Annotated in this window: 23 protein-coding genes and 1 tRNA gene; 12 read left to right on the top strand and 12 right to left on the bottom strand. The window is 66.1% G+C overall.

Annotated elements, in window-relative coordinates:
- Positions 1 to 85: 85 nt before the first annotated feature.
- Positions 86 to 571: a general stress protein gene (locus tag AC5RVZ_RS30465; protein ID WP_494069347.1), complete on the bottom strand. Its 486-nt coding sequence runs from the start codon at positions 569 to 571 to the stop codon at positions 86 to 88.
- 96 nt (positions 572 to 667) lie between these two features.
- Here AC5RVZ_RS30465 and AC5RVZ_RS30460 point away from each other — a divergent pair, with 96 nt between their 5' ends.
- Positions 668 to 1,078, top strand: a complete 411-nt coding sequence (locus AC5RVZ_RS30460) for a MarR family winged helix-turn-helix transcriptional regulator (RefSeq protein ID WP_494069346.1) — start codon at positions 668 to 670, stop codon at positions 1,076 to 1,078.
- A gap of 185 nt (positions 1,079 to 1,263) precedes the next feature.
- Here AC5RVZ_RS30460 and AC5RVZ_RS30455 read toward each other — a convergent pair whose 3' ends face one another.
- Complete coding sequence (locus AC5RVZ_RS30455; protein WP_494069345.1) at positions 1,264 to 1,758, bottom strand: hypothetical protein; 495 nt, start codon at positions 1,756 to 1,758, stop codon at positions 1,264 to 1,266.
- Between the two features lie 642 nt (positions 1,759 to 2,400).
- On the opposite strand from AC5RVZ_RS30455, the gene AC5RVZ_RS30450 reads away from it, so the two are divergent.
- The 3 genes from AC5RVZ_RS30450 (at position 2,401) to AC5RVZ_RS30440 (ending at position 4,535) form a co-directional block, all read left to right on the top strand.
- Positions 2,401 to 3,039, top strand: a complete 639-nt coding sequence (locus tag AC5RVZ_RS30450) for an HNH endonuclease (protein WP_494069344.1) — start codon at positions 2,401 to 2,403, stop codon at positions 3,037 to 3,039.
- A 192-nt stretch (positions 3,040 to 3,231) separates the two neighbouring features.
- Positions 3,232 to 3,510 (top strand): hypothetical protein, encoded by a 279-nt coding sequence (locus AC5RVZ_RS30445; protein ID WP_494069343.1) that lies wholly within the window; start codon positions 3,232 to 3,234, stop codon positions 3,508 to 3,510.
- A gap of 329 nt (positions 3,511 to 3,839) precedes the next feature.
- A complete protein-coding gene (locus tag AC5RVZ_RS30440; protein ID WP_494069342.1) occupies positions 3,840 to 4,535 on the top strand; it encodes a recombinase family protein in 696 nt (231 codons plus the stop codon).
- 513 nt (positions 4,536 to 5,048) lie between these two features.
- Here AC5RVZ_RS30440 and AC5RVZ_RS30435 read toward each other — a convergent pair.
- Entirely contained in the window at positions 5,049 to 5,639 is a 591-nt protein-coding gene (locus AC5RVZ_RS30435; protein WP_494069341.1) for a hypothetical protein, read from the bottom strand.
- 405 nt (positions 5,640 to 6,044) lie between these two features.
- Here AC5RVZ_RS30435 and AC5RVZ_RS30430 point away from each other — a divergent pair, with 405 nt between their 5' ends.
- Both AC5RVZ_RS30430 and AC5RVZ_RS30425 read left to right on the top strand, forming a co-directional pair.
- Positions 6,045 to 6,755, top strand: coding sequence for a recombinase family protein (locus AC5RVZ_RS30430; RefSeq protein WP_494069340.1), 711 nt, complete (start codon positions 6,045 to 6,047; stop codon positions 6,753 to 6,755).
- A gap of 111 nt (positions 6,756 to 6,866) precedes the next feature.
- Positions 6,867 to 7,268, top strand: coding sequence for a hypothetical protein (locus AC5RVZ_RS30425; RefSeq protein ID WP_494069339.1), 402 nt, complete (start codon positions 6,867 to 6,869; stop codon positions 7,266 to 7,268).
- 86 nt (positions 7,269 to 7,354) lie between these two features.
- Here the strand turns inward: AC5RVZ_RS30425 and AC5RVZ_RS30420 are convergent, their stop codons facing one another.
- Both AC5RVZ_RS30420 and AC5RVZ_RS30415 read right to left on the bottom strand, forming a co-directional pair.
- A complete protein-coding gene (locus AC5RVZ_RS30420) occupies positions 7,355 to 8,026 on the bottom strand; it encodes a hypothetical protein (protein ID WP_494069338.1) in 672 nt (223 codons plus the stop codon).
- A gap of 13 nt (positions 8,027 to 8,039) precedes the next feature.
- Positions 8,040 to 8,576, bottom strand: a complete 537-nt coding sequence (locus tag AC5RVZ_RS30415; RefSeq protein WP_494069337.1) for a hypothetical protein — start codon at positions 8,574 to 8,576, stop codon at positions 8,040 to 8,042.
- Positions 8,577 to 9,593: 1,017 nt separating this feature from the next.
- Here AC5RVZ_RS30415 and AC5RVZ_RS30410 point away from each other — a divergent pair.
- Positions 9,594 to 11,081 carry a phospholipase D family protein gene (locus AC5RVZ_RS30410; RefSeq protein ID WP_494069336.1) on the top strand — a complete coding sequence of 496 codons (1,488 nt, stop codon included), beginning with the start codon at positions 9,594 to 9,596 and terminating at the stop codon, positions 11,079 to 11,081.
- 86 nt (positions 11,082 to 11,167) lie between these two features.
- Here the strand turns inward: AC5RVZ_RS30410 and AC5RVZ_RS30405 are convergent, their stop codons facing one another.
- Entirely contained in the window at positions 11,168 to 12,190 is a 1,023-nt protein-coding gene (locus AC5RVZ_RS30405) for a GmrSD restriction endonuclease domain-containing protein (protein WP_494069335.1), read from the bottom strand.
- 905 nt (positions 12,191 to 13,095) lie between these two features.
- On the opposite strand from AC5RVZ_RS30405, the gene AC5RVZ_RS30400 reads away from it, so the two are divergent.
- A complete protein-coding gene (locus AC5RVZ_RS30400) occupies positions 13,096 to 13,284 on the top strand; it encodes a hypothetical protein (RefSeq protein WP_494069334.1) in 189 nt (62 codons plus the stop codon).
- Between the two features lie 109 nt (positions 13,285 to 13,393).
- Here AC5RVZ_RS30400 and AC5RVZ_RS30395 read toward each other — a convergent pair whose 3' ends face one another.
- The 3 genes from AC5RVZ_RS30395 to AC5RVZ_RS30385 all read right to left on the bottom strand — a co-directional run bounded on the left by AC5RVZ_RS30395 (position 13,394) and on the right by AC5RVZ_RS30385 (position 15,279).
- Positions 13,394 to 13,699 (bottom strand): hypothetical protein, encoded by a 306-nt coding sequence (locus tag AC5RVZ_RS30395; protein WP_494069333.1) that lies wholly within the window; start codon positions 13,697 to 13,699, stop codon positions 13,394 to 13,396.
- A 509-nt stretch (positions 13,700 to 14,208) separates the two neighbouring features.
- Positions 14,209 to 14,282, bottom strand: a tRNA-Thr gene (locus AC5RVZ_RS30390).
- Positions 14,283 to 14,406: 124 nt separating this feature from the next.
- On the bottom strand, positions 14,407 to 15,279 hold the full coding sequence (locus AC5RVZ_RS30385) for a DsbA family protein (protein WP_494069332.1): 873 nt from the start codon (positions 15,277 to 15,279) through the stop codon (positions 14,407 to 14,409).
- Positions 15,280 to 15,488: 209 nt separating this feature from the next.
- Here AC5RVZ_RS30385 and otsA point away from each other — a divergent pair, with 209 nt between their 5' ends.
- The 4 genes from otsA (at position 15,489) to AC5RVZ_RS30365 (ending at position 20,480) form a co-directional block, all read left to right on the top strand.
- Positions 15,489 to 16,931, top strand: a complete 1,443-nt coding sequence (gene otsA / locus AC5RVZ_RS30380; protein WP_494069421.1) for an alpha,alpha-trehalose-phosphate synthase (UDP-forming) — start codon at positions 15,489 to 15,491, stop codon at positions 16,929 to 16,931.
- On the top strand, positions 16,924 to 17,763 hold the full coding sequence (otsB, locus tag AC5RVZ_RS30375; RefSeq protein WP_494069331.1) for a trehalose-phosphatase: 840 nt from the start codon (positions 16,924 to 16,926) through the stop codon (positions 17,761 to 17,763). Before otsA ends, otsB begins: the two co-directional genes overlap by 8 nt.
- A 199-nt stretch (positions 17,764 to 17,962) precedes the next feature.
- Entirely contained in the window at positions 17,963 to 19,117 is a 1,155-nt protein-coding gene (locus tag AC5RVZ_RS30370; protein ID WP_493979431.1) for an ABC transporter ATP-binding protein, read from the top strand.
- Positions 19,118 to 19,142: 25 nt separating this feature from the next.
- Positions 19,143 to 20,480 (top strand): DUF4032 domain-containing protein, encoded by a 1,338-nt coding sequence (locus AC5RVZ_RS30365; protein ID WP_494069330.1) that lies wholly within the window; start codon positions 19,143 to 19,145, stop codon positions 20,478 to 20,480.
- Positions 20,481 to 20,486: 6 nt separating this feature from the next.
- On the opposite strand, the gene AC5RVZ_RS30360 is transcribed toward AC5RVZ_RS30365, so the two are convergent.
- The 3 genes from AC5RVZ_RS30360 to AC5RVZ_RS30350 are packed head-to-tail and all read right to left on the bottom strand — an operon-like array spanning position 20,487 to position 23,091.
- Entirely contained in the window at positions 20,487 to 21,116 is a 630-nt protein-coding gene (locus tag AC5RVZ_RS30360; protein ID WP_494069329.1) for a class I SAM-dependent methyltransferase, read from the bottom strand.
- Positions 21,117 to 21,172: 56 nt separating this feature from the next.
- Positions 21,173 to 22,564, bottom strand: a complete 1,392-nt coding sequence (locus AC5RVZ_RS30355) for an FAD-binding oxidoreductase (protein ID WP_494069420.1) — start codon at positions 22,562 to 22,564, stop codon at positions 21,173 to 21,175.
- A 41-nt stretch (positions 22,565 to 22,605) separates the two neighbouring features.
- Complete coding sequence (locus AC5RVZ_RS30350) at positions 22,606 to 23,091, bottom strand: SRPBCC domain-containing protein (RefSeq protein WP_494069328.1); 486 nt, start codon at positions 23,089 to 23,091, stop codon at positions 22,606 to 22,608.
- Positions 23,092 to 23,210 lie beyond the last annotated feature (119 nt).

Raw genomic sequence — 23,210 nt, 5'->3', positions numbered from 1 at the left:
AGGCAAGGCCCCCAAGGCGCAGGGTGAACCGCGGCCCGGGCTCTCCCGCCCTCCGCCGAAGGAGACGCCGGTACCCCTCGGGAGGCTACCGATTGGTGATGGCAGCCGCCGTCGCGAAGTAGTCGGCGTCGACCATGACGGCGTAGCGCTCGGCTTCGAGGGACTTGACCGACTTGAAGTCCCGGCGTCCGCCGGTGCTCCAATGCCCGATAAAACCGAAAGCGGCCCCCCATACGGCTGCGATGACGACGCTTCCCAGCAGCACGCTCAGCCAGACAATGCCGGGGACGAAGAGGCCGAACAGAAGTCCGATGAGCAGTCCGAACCAGGCGCCGCCCGCAGCACCGGCCAGCGCGGCTTTACCCTTGGTCATCCGGCCCGTGACCTGCTCCACGCTGCTGATGCCGAGGCCGACAATGCGTACGTGCTCCACCGGGAACTTCTCATCCGAGAGGCGGTCCACCAGGCGCTGCGCCTGCAGGTAATCCTTGAACTCGGCAAGCACGGCCGAGGTTCCCGGAGCCGCCGGAACGGAAACGGCGGACTGATGCTGGAATGATGCGCTGGTCATGTTCCTACCTCCAGTGGTGTTGCTTCTGTGGACACCACAAGTTTAACAAATTTAGTTCGGTTAGCCGAACCGAACCTTTCTTAGTAGGCTTCTCCCATGACCGATACAGCGACAAAAGCGGGCGACGGCGGCAGGCCGACATCAGGAGTCCAGGTCCGTCACGGCTTCGCCCTGATGCTCCAGTGGGCGAGCAGGAAAAAAATCCGACACTTCGTCTTTGGTCCGGCAGCCGCTGACCTCTCACCAACCGATACGGCGCTGCTGGAATACCTGACCGGGAACGGCCCGATGCGGCTTTCTGACCTGGCCGCACAGTGGGGGGTGAATAAATCGACCATGAACCCACAGGTCCGCCGGCTAGAAGGCAGAGGACTGATCGAACGCCAACCTGACCCCGCGGATCGCCGCGCCACCCTTCTCGGCACATCAGCCAGCGGAATCGAAATCCTGCCCTCCCTCGCCCCTCTGCTCTCTCTGCGGTGTCCGGTTCCACAGGAACCTTTCTAAGCCCAGGCACCCGCGGAGAGACAGGCAAACCCCTACGGGTAGTACCCCAGACAGGGGACCACGACGGCAGGTCAGCATCCCCGCCAAGGTGCTTGGTCAGGTGCTCGGGCTGGGAATGCGTAGATTTACCAGGAGGGTTGCTCCGCTGGCGCTCCGCAACCCCATGCAGCTGTAGCCAGAAAGAGCTATGGAGCTTCGGACGACGCCACTGCCATAGCCCACATGCCCTTGGCCTCGGAGGAACCCTCGACTGCAATCAGGACCTTGCTGGCCGGCAACTCCATGGTTGTCGTCACCTCGGATCCGCAGTCCACGCTTTTGGTTTCGAGTTCGCTGGTTGCCGCCGTGACGGTGATCGTCATGGAGTCGGCGCCCTCGCAGACCATGCCGATGTTATAGGAGCCCGGATTTTCGGGTGTAAATTCCAGTCCCGCGCCGGGGCCGAGGCCGCCCGAGGCCTGGGTGACGCCGGGGGCTCCCCATTGCTCTTCGTTGAATTGCTGGGCCGCCCATTCCTTGGGGTCTCGCTGGTCCTGAGTTTGCTCTGTCTCTGCTTGCTGTGCGGCCTGTGACCCCTCGGATTGGCCGCAGGCCGTCACCGAGAGGAGCAAGGCCGCAGCCAAGACGCCGAGAGCTGGACGAAACATCGCGTCTGTCAGTTTGGCTACGGTTTGCATCATTTCCCTGTCTGGTGTGTGACAACGTTTGTCTCACGCTAACCGCAGAAACGTAAGGCACAAATGGTTGTTGCGTTGCGAAGCAATAACTTCCTAAACGTGGGGAGCCAGATAGCTGCTTTGGTGGGGCCGCTCCGCTGGAGCTCCGCGGCCCCACAGGCACCTTTCACCGCCAGTTCCAGACGGAGCAAGCTATACGGTTACACCGGTATAAGTCCGGCCGGCAGGCCGTAGTCCCCTGGCGGGGGCGCTGCGCTGGGCATCATGCAGACCCGAACAAGCCGCTCCGAACAAGCCGCTCCGAACAAGCCGCTCCGAACAAGCCGCTCCGCTGGAGCTACGCGGCCAACTTTGAAGGCCGTCTACAACGCCGCTTATGCCCCAACTCTGCTGATAGGCAATCTGACCGAACGCAATTTGTGTTCCCTGTTGTCGCAAGGGAGACAGCGCCTGAACGGTGGACGGATAAGATGGCCTGTCGGAATTAATGGAGACAGACCAGGAGGACCGTTGGCGAGGCCCAAAGCCCGGTACCAACGCGGCTGCATTGTGTGCATCAGCACGCGGCCCCGCACTGAACGGAAGCCACATAAAGCACGCGGGATGTGCGCCGCCCACTACAAGGCTTGGACCCGGACCCTCCCGATGTGCAAGCACGATGGATGCGAAGTACGCCTCGGACTCAAGCCCAAGGATTCGCGGCAGGGATACTGCCGGCGCCATGACTACCTGCTGCTGACGGAAACCCACCGGACGCCGGACGCGATCGAGAAGACCAGGAACAAGTTCGCCTCCCAGATCAAAGGGGATCCGGAGAACGGGTGCTGGATTTGGCTTGGCCGGAAGAACGGGAGGGCACCGAAGGGCGGCAAGGCCGCCAAGGTCGGGAGGTACCCGCTGATCAACGTGGGCAACCACGAATGGCTTGCCCACCGGTACAGCTACAACTCATTCATTGGTGGCCACGAGCCGGGCCTGACGTTGGATCATGTCTGCCGGAACCCGCTTTGCGTGCGCCCCGATCACCTCATGCCGATGACGCTGATCAGCAATACCCGGAAGGAGCGCGACGGCAGGGAGCTCACGCGGGACGACATCGCCCGGGTGCTCTTGTTGATTCCCGAGATGCCGTTGGACGTCACCGCGTGGGCCGTGCTGAAGGGCCTCCCCATTGGGCGGGCGCAACCAGGGGAGCCATCCGGGTTCGGGCTGGATGGTCAGCCCGTGCACCGGTACCCAGGCCCCACTTCCTACCCATCGGTTGTGAAGCTGGCGCGAGCCTAAAGTTCCCCGAACCAATAGCCCTGCATCCCAGTAACCACGGGGAAGTTGGCTCAAGAAATACTTTCCAACCCGTCCGCGGCAAAAGTCGCTATGACTACCGGTCCCGCTGGCGCGGGCCCGAAGGGGCATACCCCCACCCCTGCTGGTGCAAGTACGCTGCCGTGATCGCCATCGAGAGAACGGGAAGCAGCAGTGGAAGCAAATCAAATCGATCCGCGGGTTGAGTCATCCCTTGAAGAGAACCCTGATTACCGGGTTGATTTTTGGGGGCCTATCAAGGACGGAAGCGGTCGGGTGGTGGCTGACGGAAGCGACGAATGGCTGCTCACCGGTGTACGTGACGTTCATGAAGCCCTCGACTGGGCCAATGACAATGCGGATGGACGAAGGTTTGTGCTTTATGTCCGGTTCCAGGACGGCCCCCGAAGTCTCGGCGTGGCTCGCTTGGCAGGAGAGGAACCGTCGCCGTGAATACCCGTACGCTTCCGCAACCGCCATGTACGGGCGGGCACAGGGGTGTCGCGATATGGGGGCTACCCCCTGCTCCGTCAGGTAGGTTCAGTTCACCTGCCCGGTGATTGGAGGAACGATGAGCGCAACGCGTTGGGTTTTCGCCGGATTCGCGGCGGTCATGCTGGTGTTGTCTTTGATCTTCGCAGTCCAGGGCAGTGCAGGGTTATGGTTCACAGCTGCCGGCATGGCGTGCCTCTTGGTTTTGGTTGTGCGTGGGCGCAAGAAAGATGGACGCGCGCAGTAATGCCGGTTGTACATAAAGGGTTCCCATTGTGTACAGTTAGGTCATGACCACCACCTCACCGGTTCCCGAAGTGATCCACGCCGACCAGGCAATCCGCGTCGTCGGGTACATCCGCGTCTCCACCGACAAGCAGGACATCAGCCCCGACGTGCAGCGCGCGGAGCTAGTGCGCGAAGCCAACCGCATGGGGTACGAACTGGAGCTGGTCGAGGAGCTGGCCGCGAGTGCGGCCACCATCAGCAAGCGCCCGAAGATGCTGGCACTGCTGGCAGACCTGAAGGCAGGAAAGTACCACGGGCTCATGGTCTCCAAGCTGGACCGGCTCTCCAGGAACATGGAGGACGGCACCCGACTGCTGGCCGACTCGCAACGTCAGGGTTGGCGCATCATCTGTCTCGACCTCGGCGTCGACACAGCCACCATCATGGGAGCCGGCATGTACAACATGGCGCTCAACTTCGCAGAGATCGAACGTAAGTTCATCGGTGCACGGACGGCGGCGGCAATGCAGGAGAAGGCCGCCCAGGGGGAACACATGGGCAGGACTGCCGTCCTGCCGGTGGAAGTCATGTTGCGGATCCACACCGACCGCGAGCGCGGCCTGTCCCTACGGAAGATCGCGGAAGCTCTCACCGCCGAAGGCATCCCCACGGCCACGGGCAAGGCGTGGCACGCATCCACCGTCAAGGCGGTGTTGGAGTCGGTCACGCTGGCGCGTGCCCTCCAAGGTGGGTTGTAGCAGCTCATAGGATGGCCGGAAGGTAGAGCGACAAGGGGTGTGGAGACGTGGGCCGGTTATCGAATGCAGCGGTATACGGGGTTGGCTCGACGATGGTTGTCGTCGGCCTGACTAGTGCCTTTTTCACCTGGCTTGGTTTCGGTGGGATTGCTGAAGCCAACGACGACATCCGGCCCTCTGCACTCCGGATTGGAATCACTCTCGGATTTATGGGACTAGCCGCCCTGGGGGCCGCCCTGGTGCTGTTCGTTATCGCACGGGTCATTTGGGTAATGTTCAGGCGCCGCGGGGGTGACGGAAGCCTGATCAGGTGAACGACACCTACCCGCGGCCAAGTAGCCGGCGCATTGGAGTCGGTCACGCTGCGGCGTGCCCTCCAGGAAGAAGGGCTATCGCCGGCCTAGTAGCCGGCGCAGGAAGGTTCAGTCCGCTCTCAAGGGCCTGACTGCCAAGGGGCGCCTACAAGGGGTAGACAGTCGCCAAGGCGCTGGCCTGTCGGCCAGCCCCAGCGGTTCAAAGTCCATACTTGGATTCGGTCTCCGGCGGGATAGCGCCGACTACGGACATGAGCGCCTTGTCGTAGTCACCTCCGAAGGCGATCTGGGTGAGGTCCTTGAACCGGATCTCCTCCAGGAAGTCCTCCCAGTTGGCTTTGGTGTCGATGGTCAGCAACCCGACGGACTTCTTGGTCCAACCTCCGGGCACGCCGATCAGACGGATGCCCGGATGCTTCGTTTCCCGGAACACTGAGACGATCGTGCCCGCCGCCGTCGCGGTTTCGAGGATGGCCCGCGGACTCGCGAGGTCGAATGAAGCCGCGGGCTTCGCCGGCGGCCACTGCTCGTCTTGGTGGAGGAACTTCTCGAACGTGGTTTCCTGATCCACCCGGCGCAGATCCGCCAGCCTGAGGACCCGGTAGCCATCCAGGTACCCGCCATCTCGAATGGATGCCAGCAGGACCCACTTGGCACCGAGGTCCAGTACGATGCCCTGAATCTCCCAGTCCGGCACGACGGTGCGCAAGATAGTGACCGGCCGGACCTCCCTCATAGAGTGGGCAAGCCTCGAATGGATCTTCTTCTTTGAGTGGGCCTTCTGAGACATGGGCCCATCCTGACATGCCAGCTTCAAGCCGCTGCAACACGACGGCCCAGGACTACCGCCGGCCTATCAGCCCCAGGCGGCGCAGGAATGGGACGGGCTGACGCCCGTCCTTCTCTGCATCTGGAGCCGGATGAGAGGCAGGCGCAGGAGGCGCTGTGTGCCTCTCTGCGGGCCTATCGTCGAACACAACGGGCTCGGGCTGGGGTGAACCTTTTTCCAGCATCCTGAGGGCCACAGCCTGCGTCTCAATGATCCGTTCGTGGGCAGCGACCAGGGCACGCATACCGTCCACCCGTTCCTCGGCCACGGCGGCACGCTGATTAGCTGCCGCCAACTGCTGGCGCAGGGCGTCAACCTCGGCCTTCAAAGGGCCGTCAGGGGTAGCAGGCGGGGCGTCAGCTGAAGATGACCACCACCTCATCGGTTCCCGAAGTGATCCACGCCGACCAGGCAATCCGCGTTGTCGGGTACATCCGCGTCTCCACCGACAAGCAGGACATCAGCCCCGACGTACAGCGTGCGGAGCTGGTGCGCGAAGCCAACCGCATGGGGTACGAACTGGAGCTGGTCGAGGAGCTGGCCGCGAGCGCGGCCACCATCAGCAAGCGCCCGAAGATGCTGGCAGTGTTGGCAGACCTGAAGGCCGGCAAGTACCAGGGACTCATGGTCTCCAAGCTGGATCGGCTCTCCAGGAACATGGAGGACGGTACCCGGCTGCTGGCCGATTCCCAGCGTCAAGGGTGGCGCATCATCTGTCTCGACCTCGGGGTCGATACGGCCACCATCATGGGAGCCGGCATGTACAACATGGCGCTCAACTTCGCAGAGATCGAACGTAAGTTCATCGGTGCACGGACGGCGGCGGCAATGCAGGAGAAGGCCGCCCAGGGGGAACACATGGGCAGGACTGCCGTCCTGCCGGTGGAAGTCATGTTGCGGATCCACACCGACCGCGAGCGCGGCCTGTCCCTACGGAAGATCGCGGAAGCTCTCACCGCTGAAGGCATCACCACAGCGACGGGCAAAGCGTGGCACGCATCCACCGTCAAGGCGGTGTTGGAGTCGGTCACGCTGCGGCGTGCCCTCCAGGAACGGGGCCGAAGGATGGAGGTTTAGAACGCGCAAGGTGGACGGGGGCAATCCTGTGTCCCTTCCGTGCTGTTCGAAACTGCAGGGCATCCGTAGGATGTGCCCATGTGGAGGCCATCAACAGGGGTACTCGTAGGCGTGATAATCGCCGGATCGCTGCTTGCCGGCGGCTCAGTTGCTTTAGCCCAAGGGACCGAAGAGAGTCTGGTGGCCCTGCCTTGCGCTGAGAGCGGGGATGAATGCCCGACTTCGTACGGCGATATACCGGGCTGGCCGGTCAACGAGAACGGCCAGTCTTACGGCATCCAGGGAGATAGCCCGGTCCCACCAGACCTCATTTCTGTAGTCGCCACGAATGGCCTGACCGGATACTCACGCTCAACGGATCTTGCGCACCCCAACTTCAGTTCGCCGGAAGAAGCACTGGCGTGGCAGGAAGAGAACGCCGGAAAGAGCCGGACCATCCCCGTGTTTGAACAGGATGGAGAAACCGTCATCGGGGAGTTCGTCATCGGACGCGTAGTGATTACCGCCGGCTGAGTAGGCGGCGCAGGAACGGGACGGGCTGACGCCCGTCCTTTTCCGTGTCTGGAGCCGGGGGAGAAGCAGGCGCAGGAGGCTCTTTATCAGAAGTCTTCGGGTGCCGGCGAGAGACCGGGCCAGGCCAAATATGCTTCCAGCCAAGGATTCTCGACTAGGGCAGCGATTGTGGGGTTGGTTCCGCCGACGAAGACACTGCGGGCGTAGATGTCATTCCCCACGCACCAGGCGCCGTCGGCCGGCAGCCACCACATGGGCAGACGTCCGGGAGGATCTTCAACCGGCTGCAGGGCATCGCGCAGCGACCCACGCAACACATGCATTCTCCTATCCGGCGCGACTAAGACCGTCGGTGCCCCGGCCACATCCGCGAGCAGACCCGCGTAGCCTTCCCACGTAAGGAAGTAGCAATCTTCCGCAGCAGTGGTGAAGGACTCAAGAACAGATATCAGGTGGTCAGCAGTTGAAGGATCGATGGTTCCCATCTCGGGACCAGAAAAGGTGCCCAGGTCATGGTCGCTATTTATGAGGATGTCGCTCCACTGAGTTTCGGCGTCGACTTCAAATCCTGATCCTGCCAATTCTTGCCAAGTGCAACGCCTGCCGTCCGGCGCGAGGGCGGGATTCAGCACGCGCGCATATGCTTCGTATTCACCAATGAGCAGGTCACGGAGCAGCAGCGCATAAGAGGTGTCGGAAGTTCCTCGGACGAGCCGGGACAGGATCGGCGGCAGGTCCAAGGCAGGACTGAGCGTCATTCGCTCAGGATACTCACCGGCCCAGCAGTCGGCGCAGGAACGGGACGGGCTGACGCCCGTCCTTCTCTGCATCTGGAGTAGGACGAGAGGCAGGTGCAGGAGGCTCTGTACGGCTCTCTGCGGGCCTATCGCCGGACGTGGTGGGCTCTGGCTTGGTTGAACCTTTCTCCAGCATCCTGAGGGCAACAGCCTGCGTCTCAATGATCCGCTCGTGGGCGGCGACCAGGGCACGCATACCGTCCACGCGCTCCTCGGCGACGGCGGCACGCTGGGTAGCTGCCGCCAACTGCTGGCGCAGGGCGTCAACCTCGGCCTTCAAGGGGCCGTCAGGGGTAGCAGGTGGGGTGTCAGTTGAAGGGGCTTCAGTGGTGCGCGTCATCAGTCCCACCGCGATCAGGGCAGTGACGGGTATCTGCCAGCCCCGGCCCGTTTCGTAGGCTCCGTGTTCCCTGAGTTCTTCGCGCTTCCGGCGCACCGTGGACACGGATACGCCGCACGTCTTGGCCGCTTCAGCCAGCCCCATCACCGGGGGTTTCGTCGTGGCCGTCATGACGGGTAGCACCGAGAAATCTGGAGGGTATCAGGGGGCGTCATGCCCCAGACCCTACCGGCGATGGCCCCCAGGAAGGGGTACGCGACACGCCCCGCCGGACAAAGAGAAATCCCCCGGTAGCGCCAACCGCCGGGGGATCATGAAGTTTGCTCTTCAAATTGAAAGTGGAGTCTATCAACCGCGCCAACGGTTGAGTAGTCGCACGACGGGTGGACACCCCGCGTGTCTCGGACAGACCGAGGAAATTTTCAAAGCCAAGCTGGGTAGCCAAACGCCCCTGAGTGATCGGGAGGAAGGCCCCGGCCCCTTACCGGGTTTGAGCCGGCTCCAATGTCGAGCCTTGCGGCAGGGTGTTTCACTGGGTCGAGCAATCCCCAGAATCGAAGGAGTGCCAGCGCCTACAGCAGACCCAGCCGGGTCTGCCAGATCGCAAGGCACATGCCGCCACTGTGCAGGAGTAATGCCCTGCGCCTGATGACGATACGACCGAGCAACCGACGCGACCGACGCGGTGTTCAACACCATCATCTGCCTGATACGTTCCCCCACCCCGGGGAGCTAATCAGGCAGAACTGCAAAGGCAAATCGGCGAGGCCGGCGCGGCGGCCTTCGACGAAATACTCTCCACGTGGTCTCCCGAAGACCGGGAAATCCTCGGCGCAATGCTGGTCCGCTTTGCCAAAGAGCTCTCCGCAGCCACGCCCCGCCTTTTCCAGTACGGCTCGGCCGGGGCTTCCTTGCCCGAGTCCACCCGGGAATGACCCGGAACGCACCTCCGCTGGGAGCACCTGTCGCAACTCATTGCAGCCGCTAAGCCGAGCCCGGGTGTGACATCCCGGACCCGGTCCACCGGGCTGTGCATTGCCCGGTGCCGGGGCGGGCGGGCATGATGCTGAGATGAGGCTGGCGGGAGGAGCGGCCGGCTCTTATCCCCAACACTGGCTGTTGTCGGGGGCGGAGCGGGGCAACGACGCTACACAGCTGCTCCCATGGACGGCCGGCAACGAGGTGCGCGTGCTGCTGCACGGCCGGGAGTATTTCCCGCTCCTGGGCGCTGAGCTGGCTGCGACGGGGCCGGGGGACCTGGTTTTGATTGCCGGGTGGCGCATGGACGCCGAAGAGCTGCTCACCGCCGGCCTGACCGTGGCGGAAGCGCTGAGCCGCAGCGCGCGGCGCGGAGCCCAGGTCAAGGGGCTGCTGTGGCGATCGCATCCCTCCTGGATAGTGGGCACGCTGGGACAGAACCGGGAGCTGGCCGCCGACGTCAACGCATCGGGCGCCGAGATGCTGCTCGACCACCGCGTTCGCCGGTTCGGCAGCCATCACCAGAAGTTCGTGGTCATCCGGCGCGCGGCCCATCCCGGCACGGACGTCGCCTTCGTGGGTGGGATGGATTTGGCCCGTTCCCGCGGCGACGACGAGGCCCATCAGGGAGACCCGCAGCCCCGCAGCTTCGCCGCCGCCTACGGGCCGACTCCAGCGTGGCACGACGTGCAGCTGCTGCTGCGCGGGCCGGCTGTCCTTGAAGTGGAAAAGGTGTTTCGCGAGCGCTGGAACGATCCCGCACCGATGACACGCCTGCCCTGGCACCGGCTGCCGGACGTGATCCGCGGCCTCCGGCAGAAGGCCTCCCCCTTGCCGCCAGCGCGGCCGGCCCCGCCTGCCGCGGGCGGCTGCGACGTGCAGTTGCTGCGCACATACCCCAAACGCTCGCCGGGGTACCCGTTCGCACCCGGCGGCGAGCGCAGCGTGGCCCGCGGTTACGCGAAGGCGCTGCGGCGAGCGCGACAGTTGGTGTACGTGGAGGACCAGTATCTGTGGTCCGCCGACGTCGGCCGGGTTTTCGCCGAAGCCCTGAGCCGCAATCCCGGCCTCCATGTCATCGCAGTGTGTCCCCGCTTCCCGGACCAGGAGGGCAGGCTCAAGGTTCCGCCGGCGCTGTTCGGCCAGGGTTTGTCCTGGCGCATGGTGCACGACGCCGGAGGCGACCGGGTGCTGATGCTGGACATCGAAAACGGGCGGGGCTGGCCAATCTATGTCCACTCCAAAGTCTGCGTGGTGGACGATGTCTGGGCCGCGGTGGGCAGCGCCAACCTGAACCGGCGATCCTGGAGCCACGATTCCGAGCTCACGGCCGCCGTGCTCGACGAACAGCGCGACCCGAGGAACCCGACAGACCCGGCAAAACTCGGTGACGGTGCCCGCCCGTTCGCCCGCGACCTGCGCCTGCGGCTACTCTGCGAACATCTGGGGCGCGTCCCCGGCGATAACGCCGACCTCCTCGATCCCCGGCAGGCGGTTCGCGCCATCCGCTCAAGTGCCGACGAGCTCGATGCCTGGCATCGTGCAGGCCGCTTGGTGCCGGGGCCGCCAGGACGGCTGCGCACCCATACCCCGGCAGAGGGATCACCTTGGCAGCGCCGGTTGGCAGCCCCGGCCTACCGCCTCCTCTTCGATCCCGACGGCCGCCCCCTCCGGATGAGACTGCGGCGCCGCTACTGATCGCCCTGCCACCGCTGCGCTGTCTGGCCCTTCGTGGAACCATGCGCCGGGCGGTTCAACCGCCCTCGTCTGCTCGTCGGTTCTGGTCAGCTCTCGCAGCCGACCCCGTCGCCGTCGCGGTCGAATTTGGTGTCCCAGCCGGGGTCGCCGGCCCGGATCGGGGCCGCCCCGGCTTCCTTCACGGCGGTGCAGTTCTTGTAGAACACGTTCCCGCCGGCGGGCGCCTCCTGGACAGGTGCCGGTGCAGGCTGTTGCTTTGGCGCAGGAGCGGGCTTGGGTGCCGCCGGCGCGGCTGCCACGGGCACGTCCACTCCCCCGTCGGCCGGGACCGGTTGGTCCGGGCAGGACTTGGAGAGGATGTTCTTGATGGCGTCGTGCTCGGCCTGGGTCATCCAGAGTCCGTACTTGGCTTTGACGGCGGTCTGCAGTGCCACGTATTCGCAGCGGAACGCCTTGTTCGGCGGCAGCCAGGTCGCAGCATCGCCGTCGGACTTGGAGCCGTTGGTGGGTCCGTCGACCGCCAGCAGGTTCAGCGGGTCGTTGGCGAAGACTTCACGCTGGTTCTTCGCCAGCTGCTGGGCGCCCTTCTGCCAGGCGTCCGACAGGGCGACAACGTGATCGATCTGGACGGCGGTGCTGGTCTTGTTGCCGCGGACAAAGTCAATGGTCGTGGCGGTGAAGGGATCGGCCAGCACCCCTGAGGTGACCACACAGCCGCCGGCCTTGAGAACCGTGTATTCCAGATCGCGCTGGAGGATGTCATTACGCGCGTCGCAGCCGTTACGGTCCGGATCCAGCCAGCCGTCGCCGAACTGATCACGCGAGTATCCGGTTTTCGGGGCGCGGCCCTTGATCGCGATGCCCTCCAGTTGTTGCAGCGCGGTGCCGGCGGCAGCTTCCTCCTCCGGTTCCTGCGCCGGCGGCGCCTTGGGCTCCTCCGTCTCCTCGGCGGGTTCCGTGGTTTCGGGAACCAAGGTCGGCTCGGGGCTGCCGGTCACCTCGATGGTGGGGGCGACCAGGGGCTGATCCGCTTCGGCGGGCGAGGTGCAGGCGGACAGCAGGACGGCCAGCGCCAAGCCGGCAAGTGCGAGGGGGTTCTTCTTCTCCATGTCCCTTCATGTCTACGGCAGACGCCTCATCCCATCCCGGTGGACACGCCGTAGCGACGGGCATATGAAGGTGGAGCAGAGCGGGTGGAGCAAACGGAAGCGCAGGTCCGGGATCAATAGTCTTCGCGGTCAGGGAGGAGGCCGCAGCCAGGGATCGGTTCCGCCGTTCAGGGGCTCCTGAGCGGGCAGAAGGCAAACAACCGTGAGCACCATGGAAGCTGTTTCAACACGCGGGCCCCATGCTCGCGTTTATCGCGGCCCCCGGGCGTGACGTCCTGGGTCGCGGCGGAACCTCGGTCGGGTGGGCCGCCGGGTTGGCCGCAGCCGCACCGTCGCCGCGGTTCCCCCACCGAGACCCGCCGGCGCTGGCAGGAGTGGATTCCCGGCCCCTTCCGGGACTACCTTTTTCCTGGCCCGGCGGGAAGCTGCCAAGCCGGAGGTGGAGCGGCGGTGCGGTGCAACGGGTCGGCCTTCCCGTCGATTCGGCACGAGCACCAGCACCATGAAAGGGGCAAAGGCGAGCACGAGGTCGATAACGAAAAGGGTGACTTCCATGGCCAACTCCTACCCTTGGCTTTTTAGGGTAGGCGTCGATGGGCGGGCACACAATGGGTTGAGGCGCTGGTCTGGGGATCGTTGACGGCGGCACCCCGCGCCGCCTCAATTTAGAGCCAATCCGGCGACGGCGGAGGGGTACCGTGATGTCTTTTCTCACCCCCTCACACCTGCCCCTGGCCCCTGGCCCGCCGCCCGTCGCCCGTCGCCCGCGCCATAAACAGCTCGCTCCTTGCCTCCGGTGTACCGCGAATCCCGGCCGGTCCCGGCAACGCCGGTTGAAATTTCCGATCCTGTCAGAGGCCGGTGTTAGGTTGGCAGCAACCTCAGAAGGAGAAAAGGAGGACGAGATGGCTACTACACATTCCCGCGGCATCGGAATCGACTATATGGATCCCAACTCGTGCGGCCGCTGCGACGCCTGCGACGAGCTGCCCGCACCGGCGATCTGCGAGGACTGCTGTTACGACGACGATGGCAACTTCGTCCGACTCGTTGAATGGCCCTGCCCCGAGGTGAAAGCCGCAAAGGCAGCTTAGCCTAGGGACAGTCCCGTTGTCGGGTCTCGTGATCTCATGAGTCTTGAGGCGTTTGAGGCGAGTTCCTCTGCTGCATAAAGAAGCCCCGCACTCGGTGCGGGGCTTTCTGCTAAAGGAAGGAAACGCTGGAGAGCGCCATCCATACCAGCGCACCAAAGACGGCTGCGGCGAGGATGGGCAGCATGGCGATGACGATTGCCCAGACTCCCGGTTTCCTGCCCGCATTCTTCGAGAGTGCCATGAGGCCGGCGATCAGGCCCGCCAGCAGCGGCAGCAACGACGCCCACAGGAGCGCCCAGAGCGTCGGCAGCAGCAGGCCGGCCAGGAAGAGTGCCAGGCCCAGGAGAGATAGTCCCAGGGCGAGCCTGCCCGTCTTCTGATCCGCTGCTTGTGCGTGAAGTCGTTCAGTCGGCACGACTGGTCCATTCTGTCGGGAGGGTCAAGCTGAGAAGAAGGCTATACCAATCTGCTGGTAGTCCAGCGGCGGCACCATGGCAAGCACGAGTTGCCAAATCATCGTTTACCCAGACCGCCGACAATGATCGGGCCGAGAAGCTGGAACAGTCGCTGGACATTCGCGACGGCCGCGATCCTCCAGAGCGGCCAAGCTGTGCCAGAACGGCCTTCCGCGACGGGTCTGTGTCGACTTTCGGCCGCTCTGGAGCCTCCCGGGGAACGCCAGCCATCTTACGTCGGCTGCTTCAGCCCTGGGCCCCGCGGTTACAGGCTCTGAGGCAAACGTGCGCTGTCGGCTGTCGCGGATGCCCCGCACAGCCGCCCCGGCGCCCCTCCAACACTCGCACCGGGCCCTGAAACTCCGGCGTCGCCGTGTGCTTTGCCTGTCCATGCGCTGCAAGTCCTATTGTTCCCAAAGCTGAAGGACTTCTGGACTGGCGTTTTGCGGAGTGAGAGAAGGGTGCGCGGAGCCCCCTGCCGGATTCGAACCGGCGACCCCCTGTTTACAAGACAGGTGCTCTGGCCAACTGAGCTAAGGAGGCGTGCTGGCCGCAGAGCCAGCGTGCCGGACAAAACCGGCTAGATAAGGTTAGCCCAGGCGGCGGCCCTGCGTGAAACCGCAGCAGCCGCCGCCCGGAACCGGCCGGGACCAGCCCGGCAGATCACTTAGGCGCGGGCGTCGATGATGCCCTGGGCGAACTCCTGGAAGTTGCCGGAGTTCGTCCACTTCTGGCCCTCGACGAAGACCGCCGGGGTGCCGCCGACCTGGTATTCGTTGAACGTCTGGTTGACGAACGCGGTCCAGGGGCGGAATTCGCCGTCGTCAATGCAGGAGGCTACGTCGGTGGCTCCGGCGCTTCCGGCGATGCTCGTCAGGGTGGCGTTGTCCAGCCCGGCCCCGCCTTCCGTCGGCTGCTGGGCGAAGAGCTGGGTCAGGTAGCCGTTGAAGGCCTCGGGGTGGGAGTCTGCCACGCAGGCCACTGCGTTGGCTGCCCGGGACGAGTAGTTGGTGGTGGAGACGCGGTCGAGGAAGGTCGCCACGCGGTACTCCACGGTTGCCTCGCCGGAGGAGGTGAGGTCGGTCAGGTACCCGCCGTACTGTCCTTCGAAGTCCTTGCAGACCGGGCAACCCATGTCCACGTACACCACGATGTTCGCCGGTTCCCCCTCGGGCGCGGCGGCAACGCCCGGCGGCACGATGGTATCGCCCTCGGTGGAGGCCGGCTCCGGGATGTTGTTCACGTCGACCTGGATGGGCTCGGTGGCCGCCAGTCCGTCCTGGGTGATGGTGTAGCCGCCGAACTCGTTGCCGTGGGCCGGCGCGGCACCGGCGTCGGCGACCTGCCCGCGCTGGTTGGTGATGACAACCCCGGCGATCACCGCGATGATCACCAGGACAGCGACGACCACCCCGCCCTTGACCAGCAGCGAGTTCCGCTTTTCGCGCTTCTGCTGCTCTTCGCGTATCTGGCGGGCCTTCTCGCGGGCCGCAGCAGTGCGCTCGGCCTTGGTCGACTTAGGGCTGTTTTGGGTAGCCATGGATCCTCGCGTCTTGTTGGTCTGCTTCGCCCAGGCAGGGCACTACAGCTCTAGTTTAGTTGCAAGTTCAATGTTCGGGCGGAACGAGTGGCCGCGTTCACGTTTACAGTTTCAGCGCCCTCAGGGGAAGCCTCGGGTTGCTATTCCTTATAAAGTCATGAGCAGGACGGTATACACAAAGGAGAGGTCAGTTGGCGAATTCCGCAGAGATGAACGGTGAGGCAGCAGAAGGATCTCAGTACGGGGAGTACGACCTGATCGTCGTCTCCAACCGCCTGCCGGTGGACCGAGCCCCCGAGGACGACGGTCAGGGTCCCTGGCGGCGCTCGCCCGGCGGGCTGGTCACGGCACTGGCCCCGGTGATGGCGAAGACCGACGGCGCCTGGGTGGGCTGGCCGGGGGTACCGGACGAGAAAGTGGACCCGTTCGACCACGACAACATGCACCTGGTCCCGGTGACCCTGAGCGCCGACGACGTCGAGTTGTATTACGAAGGCTTCTCCAACGCCACGCTCTGGCCGCTCTACCATGACGTGATCGCCCCGCCGGAGTTCCACCGCGCCTGGTGGGAATGCTACAAAACGGTCAACCGGCGCTTCGCCGAGGCAACCGCGGAGATCGCCGCCGAGGGTGCGACCATCTGGGTGCAGGACTACCAGCTGCAGCTGGTTCCCAAGCTGTTGCGCGAGATGCGCCCGGACCTGAAGATCGGTTTCTTCAACCACATCCCGTTCCCCCCGCTGGAGATCTTCGCCCAGCTGCCCTGGCGCCGACAGGTGATTGAGGGCCTGCTCGGGGCCGATCTGGTCGGCTTCCAGCGCCCCAGCGACACCAGCAACTTCCTGCGCTGTGTGCGCCGCTTTAGCGGCCTGAATGTGCGCCAGCAGCAGGTGCAGGTGGTCAACAACGACGGCGGGGCCCGCCTCTGCAAGGCCGGCGCCTTCCCGATCTCCATCGACGTGGCCCATATCAGCGAGCTGGCCCACCGGCCGGACGTGATCGCCCGGTCCGAGCAGATCCGGCAGGAGCTGGGCAACCCCGACACTGTCTTGCTGGGCGTGGACCGGCTGGACTACACCAAGGGCATCCGGCACCGGGTCAAGGCCTATGGCGAACTCCTGGAAGACGGCAAGTTGAACGTGGAGAACGCCGTGTTGATCCAGGTGGCCTCGCCCAGCCGCGAGCGCGTCGAGTCCTACCGGCTGCTGCGCGAGGAAATCGAAGGTTCGGTGGGCCGGATCAACGGCACGTACGACACCCTGGAAAACACCGCCATCCGCTACCTGCACCACAGCTACCCGGTGGAGGAAATGGTGGCGCTCTACCTGGCCGCGGACGTGATGCTGGTGACGGCGCTGCGCGACGGCATGAACCTGGTGGCCAAGGAGTACGTAGCCTCCCGCAAGGGGGTGGACGGGGCGCTGGTGCTCAGCGAGTTCGCCGGTGCCGCGGACCAGCTCAAGCAAGCCATCCTGGTCAACCCGCACGACATCGACGGGCTCAAGGACGCCATCATCCGGGCCATCAACATCCCGCCGGCCGAGGCCACCCGCCGGATGCGGGCCATGCGCCGGCAGATCCTGCAGAACGACGTCGAACACTGGTCACGCGCCTTCCTGAAGGCCCTGCAACAGCCGCAGGCCGATGACTAAGCGCCGCGACGAGGGGCAGCCGCACGCGCCCGCAGACCCCGGTGCGGCCCGGGATCTGGTGCCGCTGGAGCTGCGGGAGGCGCTGGAGCGGCTCGCGCGCACCGAGACGCTGCTGGTGGCGCTGGATTTCGACGGCGTGCTGGCGCCGATCGTGCCGCGGGCCGAGGACGCCCGTCCCCTGCCGGCCTCGGCAGCCGCCGTGGCGGCGCTGGCGGCGCTGCCGGGGACGTCCACGGCCTTCATCTCCGGCCGGGCGCTGGCCAGCCTGCGCGCCGTCGCCTCCCCGGACGACCGGACCCTGCTCATCGGCTCGCACGGCGGCGAGGTCTTCACCGGACCGGACAGCCCTCCCCTGGTGCTGGACGACGCACAGCAGCAGGCGCTGGCGGCGGCCACCGCCGTCGTCGAAAACGTAGTGGCCGCCCATCCGGGCACCCGGCTGGAAGCCAAGCCGGCCGGCGTCGTGCTCCATACCCGCACGGCCGCCGACGACGTGGCGGCGGCGGCCACGGAGCGCGCCCGCGCCGCACTCCAGGAGGTCCCCGGGCTGTACCTCAGCGACGGCAAGCGCGTGCTCGAGACGTCGGTGCTCAGCGCCGACAAGGGCCAGGGCCTGGGGCTGCTGCGCTCGTTCACCGGCGCGACCGCCGTGTTCTTCGCCGGCGACGACGTGACCGACGAACATGCCTTCGCCGTGCTGCGGGGCTCCGACGTCGGCGTCAAGGTGGGGCCGGGAGACACCGCCGCGGCCAACCGGGTGGACTCTCCGCAGACGTTCGCGGCCGCGCTGGCCCTGCTGGCCGAGCTGCGGGCCGCCGCCCTGCCGGCCTAGCGGGGCCGGGCGCGACCGGCGGCCGGGCAGCTTTCCGGGGGCGCGCCGCCGGTCGCCCGCGCCCCCGGGGCTCGTTGACAGCCGTGGCATACTGAGGGCGTGAGCCGCCTCACAGCGCCGTGCGGCGGCTCGAAAACTGCATACGCACCCATCACTACGGATCGTCGGGCACGTACCTGCCCGTGAAGGGAAAACGACCATGGCAACGGTAACGTTCGACAATGCCACGCGCTTATATCCGGGCACCGAAAAGCCCGCGGTGGACAGCCTCAAGCTGGAGATCGCCGACGGCGAGTTCCTGGTCCTCGTCGGCCCCTCGGGCTGCGGCAAGTCCACCTCGCTGCGGATGCTGGCCGGCCTGGAAGACGTGAACTCGGGACGGATCCTGATCGGCGACCGCGACGTCACCGACATTCCGCCGAAAGACCGTGACATCGCCATGGTGTTTCAGAACTACGCGCTGTACCCGCACATGTCCGTTGCCGACAACATGGGTTTCGCCCTGAAGATCGCCGGCGTGTCCAAGGAAGAACGCGTCGAGCGGGTCCGCGAGGCGGCCAAGCTGCTGGACCTGGAGGAGTACCTGGACCGCAAGCCCAAGGCGCTCTCCGGCGGCCAGCGCCAGCGCGTGGCGATGGGCCGGGCGATCGTGCGGAACCCGCAGGTTTTCCTGATGGATGAACCGCTCTCCAACCTGGACGCCAAGCTGCGCGTGCAGACCCGCACGCAGATCGCCTCCCTGACCCGCCGGCTGGGCGTCACCACCGTCTATGTCACCCACGACCAGGTGGAAGCCATGACCATGGGCGACCGCGTGGCGGTGCTCAAGGACGGCATCCTGCAGCAGGTGGACACCCCGCGCGCCCTCTACGACCGGCCGGCCAACGTCTTCGTGGCCGGTTTCATCGGCTCGCCGGCCATGAACCTGCTGGAACTGCCGGTGACCGACGGCGGTGTCCAGTTCGGCGGCCTGACGTACCCGGTGCCGCGCAACCTGCTGGACGCCGCGCACGGAAACACCGTCACGCTGGGGGTCCGGCCGGAGGACCTGGAGCGCGCCGAGGACGGCCAGGGGCTCGCGGTGTTCGTGGACGTCGTCGAGGAACTGGGCGCCGACGCGTACGTCTACGGGCACACCGAACTGGACGGCAAACGCTACGACATCACCGGCCGCGTCGACGGGCGCACCCCGCCGCCGGCCGGCAGCACCACCTATGTGCGGCCCAAGGAGGGCCACGTGCACCTGTTCGACACCGAGAACGGGCTGCGGCTGGGCGAGCATGCCCCCGGCACGCCGCCCGCCTCCGTGGAGGACCTCAATACTCCGATCGAAGCCGGCAAGACAGCCGACTAGGCCCCGCGCCTAGGATGTAGTCATCATGGCTGACCAACATCCCGGCACCGGCGGTCCCGTCCCAGGGGCCGCCGACGCGGCCCTGTCCGGCGGGGCCGCGTCGATAGCGTCGCTGAGCATCACCGCGGCGACCGCCGACGAGCGGCTACTGGACCTGCCCTGGCATCTTGCACTGGAAGACTGGCCGCCGGAAAACCTGGCCGCGCTGCCCCGCGGGCTGTCCCGGCACGTGGTCCGGTTCGCACCGCTGGGCGCGGGCGTGGTGGCGATCAAGGAGACCGGCGAAGAAGCTGCCCGGCACGAATACCAGATGCTGCGCAAGCTGCAGCGGCTGGCTATCCCCTGCGTGGAACCGGTGGCCGTGATGACCGGGCGGCTGCGCAGCGACGGCACTCCCCTGCAACCGGTGCTGGTCACCCGGCATCTTCGTTTCTCGCTGCCGTACCGCGCCTTGTTTTCCCAGACGCTGCGGCGGGAGACCCTGACCCGCCTGATCGACGCGCAGGCACTGCTGCTGGTGCGCCTGCACCTGGTGGGGTTCTTCTGGGGCGATGTCTCGCTGTCCAACACGCTCTTCCGCCGCGATGCCGGAGCGTTCGCGGCCTACCTGGTGGACGCCGAAACCGGTGAGCTGCACCAGCGGCTCTCGGACGGCCAGCGCGAGCACGACCTCGAGATCGCGCGGGTGAATATCGCCGGCGAGATGATGGACCTCATCGAGGGCGGCCTGCTCGAGGAAAGAGTGGATCCGGTGGCCACCAGCGAGCGGATCATGGACAGCTACCGCAAGCTGTGGGTGGAACTGACGGCGGAGGAGTCGTTCGACCTGGGTGAGCGGTGGCGGGTCAACGCCCGCATCCGCCGCCTGAACGATTTGGGGTTCGACGTGGAGGAGTTCTCCATCAACACCACCGCCGACGGGGCCACCATCCAGCTCCAGCCCAAGGTGGTGGACGCCGGGCACCACCAGCGCCGGCTGCTGCGGCTCACGGGCCTCGATGTGCAGGCGAACCAGGCACGCCGGCTGCTCAATGACCTGGATGCCTACCGGGCGGACAACCAGCCGGAGCAGAGCGAGGAGATCAGCGCGCACAGCTGGGTCCGTCAGGTCTTCGAACCGATTGTCCGGGCCATACCGCGCGAACTGGCGGGCAAGCTGGAACCGGCCGAAGTGGTCCATCAGGTGCTCGAGCACCGCTGGTATATCTCCGAAGCGCAGGACCGCAACGTGCCGCTGGCGGAGGCGGTGCAGTCCTACGTCGATACCGTGCTGCGCCACCGCCGCGACGAGGCCGCCATCATGCTCGATCCGGATGCGCGGACCGCCGCCGCCCTGGACGCGGCCGCGACGGACGAAGGCTGACAGCGCTCAGGCAGGTCCGGCTTGCCGCCCTTCGGTCTTGCTGAAGATCGCCACGAGGAAGTCCGACGACGGGGTGAACGGGCGCAAATCCCAGGTGGCCAACCGCAGGTCGGGGGTCAGGCCCGCCGCCGCGGCGTCGGAGAAGAACTCGTCGAAGTCGTAGCCGCGGCCGGCGCCGAACCCTGCCACGAGCCGGCCGGCGGGAGCCAGGTGGCCGGCCAGGTTGCGCAGCACCTCGCCCGACGTGCCCGGGGCCAGGAAGGTCAGCACGTTGCCGGCGCTGACGATCACGTCGAACGGCTCGGCGATGCCCTGCGCGGGCAGGTCCAGCTCCGCCAAGTCGCCGACCAGCCAGGTACAGTCCGGGTGGTCCTGGCGGGCCGCTTCGATCAGCTCGGGATCGATGTCGACGCCGACCACCGAGTGTCCGCGGCGCGCCAGTTCGCCGCCCAGCCGGCCCGGTCCGCAGCCGGCGTCGAGGATCCTGCTGCCGCGCGGCACCATGGCGTCCACCAGCCGGGCCTCACCGTGCAGGTCGGCTCCTTCGGCGCGCATCTGCTCGAAGCGCTGGATGTACCACGCCGAATGGCCCGGGTTCCGGCGCTTCATCTCTTCCCACAACGTCTCTTTCCTCATGCCACCAGCCTACTGGCGGGCGCACGGACGGCCGGCATGCAGCCCGCACGGGCGGCTCACGCCGACGTGGACTCGGAGATCCGCGCCGGCAACGCTTTGCCGGGATTCAGCAACCCCCGAGGGTCGAACACATCCTTCAGCCGGCGCTGCAGTTCCAGCACCTCGTGGCTCTGCTCGCGCCCCAGCCACCGCACCTTGAACTGGCCGATGCCGTGTTCGCCGGTGATGGTGCCGCCCAGCGCCAGCCCCACGTCGATGGACTCGTCCAGCGCCTCGTTGAGCGCAGCCAGCTTGGCCACGTCCCCGGGCCCGACCCAGAACGTCGGATGCAGGTTGCCGTCGCCGGCGTGCGCCACCACCTTCAGTCCGACGCCGTGGCGCTCGGCGATGTTCTGCAGTTCATTGATGTAGTGCACCAGCTGGGAGCGGGGGACCGCGACGTCCTCCCCCACCCGGAAATGATCGTCCACCTCGGCGCCGCGGCTGTGCCGGCGCAGATCCATCAGCCGGATGGCTTCGGCGGTGTCCGCCGCCTTGATCTCGGCGCCGAGCCCGGCGAGGACCTCGCGGATGATGCCGGCTTCCACCTCGGCCGCATAGCCGTCGGTCTGGATCAGCAGCAGCGCCGCGCCGCGGCTGCGCAGGTTGGAACCCTGCTCCCGGTCCAGCTGCGCCATGGTGTTTCCGTCCAGCAGTTCCATGATCGACGGCTGTACCCGGGCGCGTCCCACCGCCAATACTCCGGCCGCGGCAGTTGCCACATCGGGGAAGAACGCCGCCACTGTTTCCACGGCGGCCGGCAGGTAGCGCAGCCGCAGCGTCGCGCCGACCACCACGCCCAGGGTCCCCTCCGAGCCGACGAACAGTCCGGTCAGGTCGTAACCGGCCACGCCCTTGAACGTCCTGTGGCCGGTGCGGATCAGCGTCCCGTCGGCGAGCACCACGTCAAGCCCCAGCACGGATTCGCGGGTCACCCCGTACTTGGCGCAGCGCAGACCGCCGGCGTTCGTCGCGATGTTCCCGCCGATGGTGGAGCTGCGATAGCTGGCCGGATCCGGCGCGTACATCAGCCCGTGCTCGGCGACGGCGGCATTCAGGTCGGCGTTGATCACGCCCGGTTCCACGCGGGCGATTTCGTCTTCCGGATGGATCTCCAGGATCCGGTCCATGGCCGCGAGGCTGAGCACCAGGCAGCCCTTGGACGCGTGCGCTCCGCCGGAGACCCCTGTGCCCGCCCCGCGGCACACCACGGGCACTCCCGCAGCATGCGCGGCCCGCATCACCGCCTGCACGTCCTCCACACTCTGCGCGCGGACGACGGCGATGGGCAGCTGGTGGTCGAGGACCGGGCCTTGGTCGGTGGCGCAGGCAGCCAAATCCGTGGGTTCGGTGCTGACCGATCCCGTAGGCAAGGCACGCTGAAGTTCCTCCAGAAAAGAATCCGTCACGCTCTCGAGGCCTCCGGTGGTCGTTCCGTTGTTGTTGCCGGTCACGCAGTCCCTCCCATGAACCGGACGTACCGGCCGAGCACCTGTGGCCATCCGTCGGCATAGGCGGCCCGCTCCCGCCCGCCCTCGGGCATGTTCTCCCAGCCGGAGTGGGTCAGTCGCACCTCGGTGCGGCCCTCGCCGACGTCCACGAAGTCGACGTCGACTTCCCCCGACGCCACGGGGCTCGTGCCCGGGTGCCAGGTGCAGCGCAAGTGGCTGCCGGGCGCCCATTCCAGGATTTCGCCCCAGACATGGACCTCATCGTCCAGCGTGGTTTCTGTCAGGACATGGTCCTCGAACTCCACGTGGCTGCCCTCGCCCGCCACGCTCTGCCGGTCCACCGGCCACCACAGATGGATGAGGTCGGTGAAGCCGCTGAAAGCCTCTTGGCTTTCCTGCGGCACGGTAACGCGGCAGTGGAGCGGATCGGAGCTCTTGGAGGATTCCGGCTCACTCGGCGCATGGGAGAACAGGGACGAATTCATAGCCCCAGCCTAGTCCGGCAGCGGGGTGGTTGGTGGTTAAACGCGGGAAGGCCCCGCCATCATTGGCGGGGCCTTCTCCGTGTTCAAAGAATGTCCGGCGGCGACCTACTCTCCCACAC

This window comes from Arthrobacter sp. Cza30 (genome assembly GCF_059090765.1).
Note: the sequence above shows the minus strand (reverse complement) of the source record. Positions and strands in the feature narration are given on the sequence as shown.

Bases quoted from the DNA above. Each gene is read 5' to 3' on its own strand.
- AC5RVZ_RS30465 (WP_494069347.1), bottom strand. From the start codon at position 571: ATGACCAGCGCATCATTCCAGCATCAGTCCGCCGTTTCCGTTCCGGCG.
- AC5RVZ_RS30460 (WP_494069346.1), top strand. From the start codon at position 668: ATGACCGATACAGCGACAAAAGCGGGCGACGGCGGCAGGCCGACATCA.
- AC5RVZ_RS30455 (WP_494069345.1), bottom strand. From the start codon at position 1,758: ATGATGCAAACCGTAGCCAAACTGACAGACGCGATGTTTCGTCCAGCT.
- AC5RVZ_RS30450 (WP_494069344.1), top strand. From the start codon at position 2,401: ATGTGCAAGCACGATGGATGCGAAGTACGCCTCGGACTCAAGCCCAAG.
- AC5RVZ_RS30440 (WP_494069342.1), top strand. From the start codon at position 3,840: ATGACCACCACCTCACCGGTTCCCGAAGTGATCCACGCCGACCAGGCA.
- AC5RVZ_RS30435 (WP_494069341.1), bottom strand. From the start codon at position 5,639: ATGTCTCAGAAGGCCCACTCAAAGAAGAAGATCCATTCGAGGCTTGCC.
- AC5RVZ_RS30430 (WP_494069340.1), top strand. From the start codon at position 6,045: ATGACCACCACCTCATCGGTTCCCGAAGTGATCCACGCCGACCAGGCA.
- AC5RVZ_RS30420 (WP_494069338.1), bottom strand. From the start codon at position 8,026: ATGACGCTCAGTCCTGCCTTGGACCTGCCGCCGATCCTGTCCCGGCTC.
- AC5RVZ_RS30415 (WP_494069337.1), bottom strand. From the start codon at position 8,576: ATGACGGCCACGACGAAACCCCCGGTGATGGGGCTGGCTGAAGCGGCC.
- AC5RVZ_RS30405 (WP_494069335.1), bottom strand. From the start codon at position 12,190: ATGGAGAAGAAGAACCCCCTCGCACTTGCCGGCTTGGCGCTGGCCGTC.
- AC5RVZ_RS30400 (WP_494069334.1), top strand. From the start codon at position 13,096: ATGGCTACTACACATTCCCGCGGCATCGGAATCGACTATATGGATCCC.
- AC5RVZ_RS30385 (WP_494069332.1), bottom strand. From the start codon at position 15,279: ATGGCTACCCAAAACAGCCCTAAGTCGACCAAGGCCGAGCGCACTGCT.
- otsA (WP_494069421.1), top strand. From the start codon at position 15,489: ATGAACGGTGAGGCAGCAGAAGGATCTCAGTACGGGGAGTACGACCTG.
- otsB (WP_494069331.1), top strand. From the start codon at position 16,924: ATGACTAAGCGCCGCGACGAGGGGCAGCCGCACGCGCCCGCAGACCCC.
- AC5RVZ_RS30370 (WP_493979431.1), top strand. From the start codon at position 17,963: ATGGCAACGGTAACGTTCGACAATGCCACGCGCTTATATCCGGGCACC.
- AC5RVZ_RS30365 (WP_494069330.1), top strand. From the start codon at position 19,143: ATGGCTGACCAACATCCCGGCACCGGCGGTCCCGTCCCAGGGGCCGCC.
- AC5RVZ_RS30360 (WP_494069329.1), bottom strand. From the start codon at position 21,116: ATGAGGAAAGAGACGTTGTGGGAAGAGATGAAGCGCCGGAACCCGGGC.
- AC5RVZ_RS30350 (WP_494069328.1), bottom strand. From the start codon at position 23,091: ATGAATTCGTCCCTGTTCTCCCATGCGCCGAGTGAGCCGGAATCCTCC.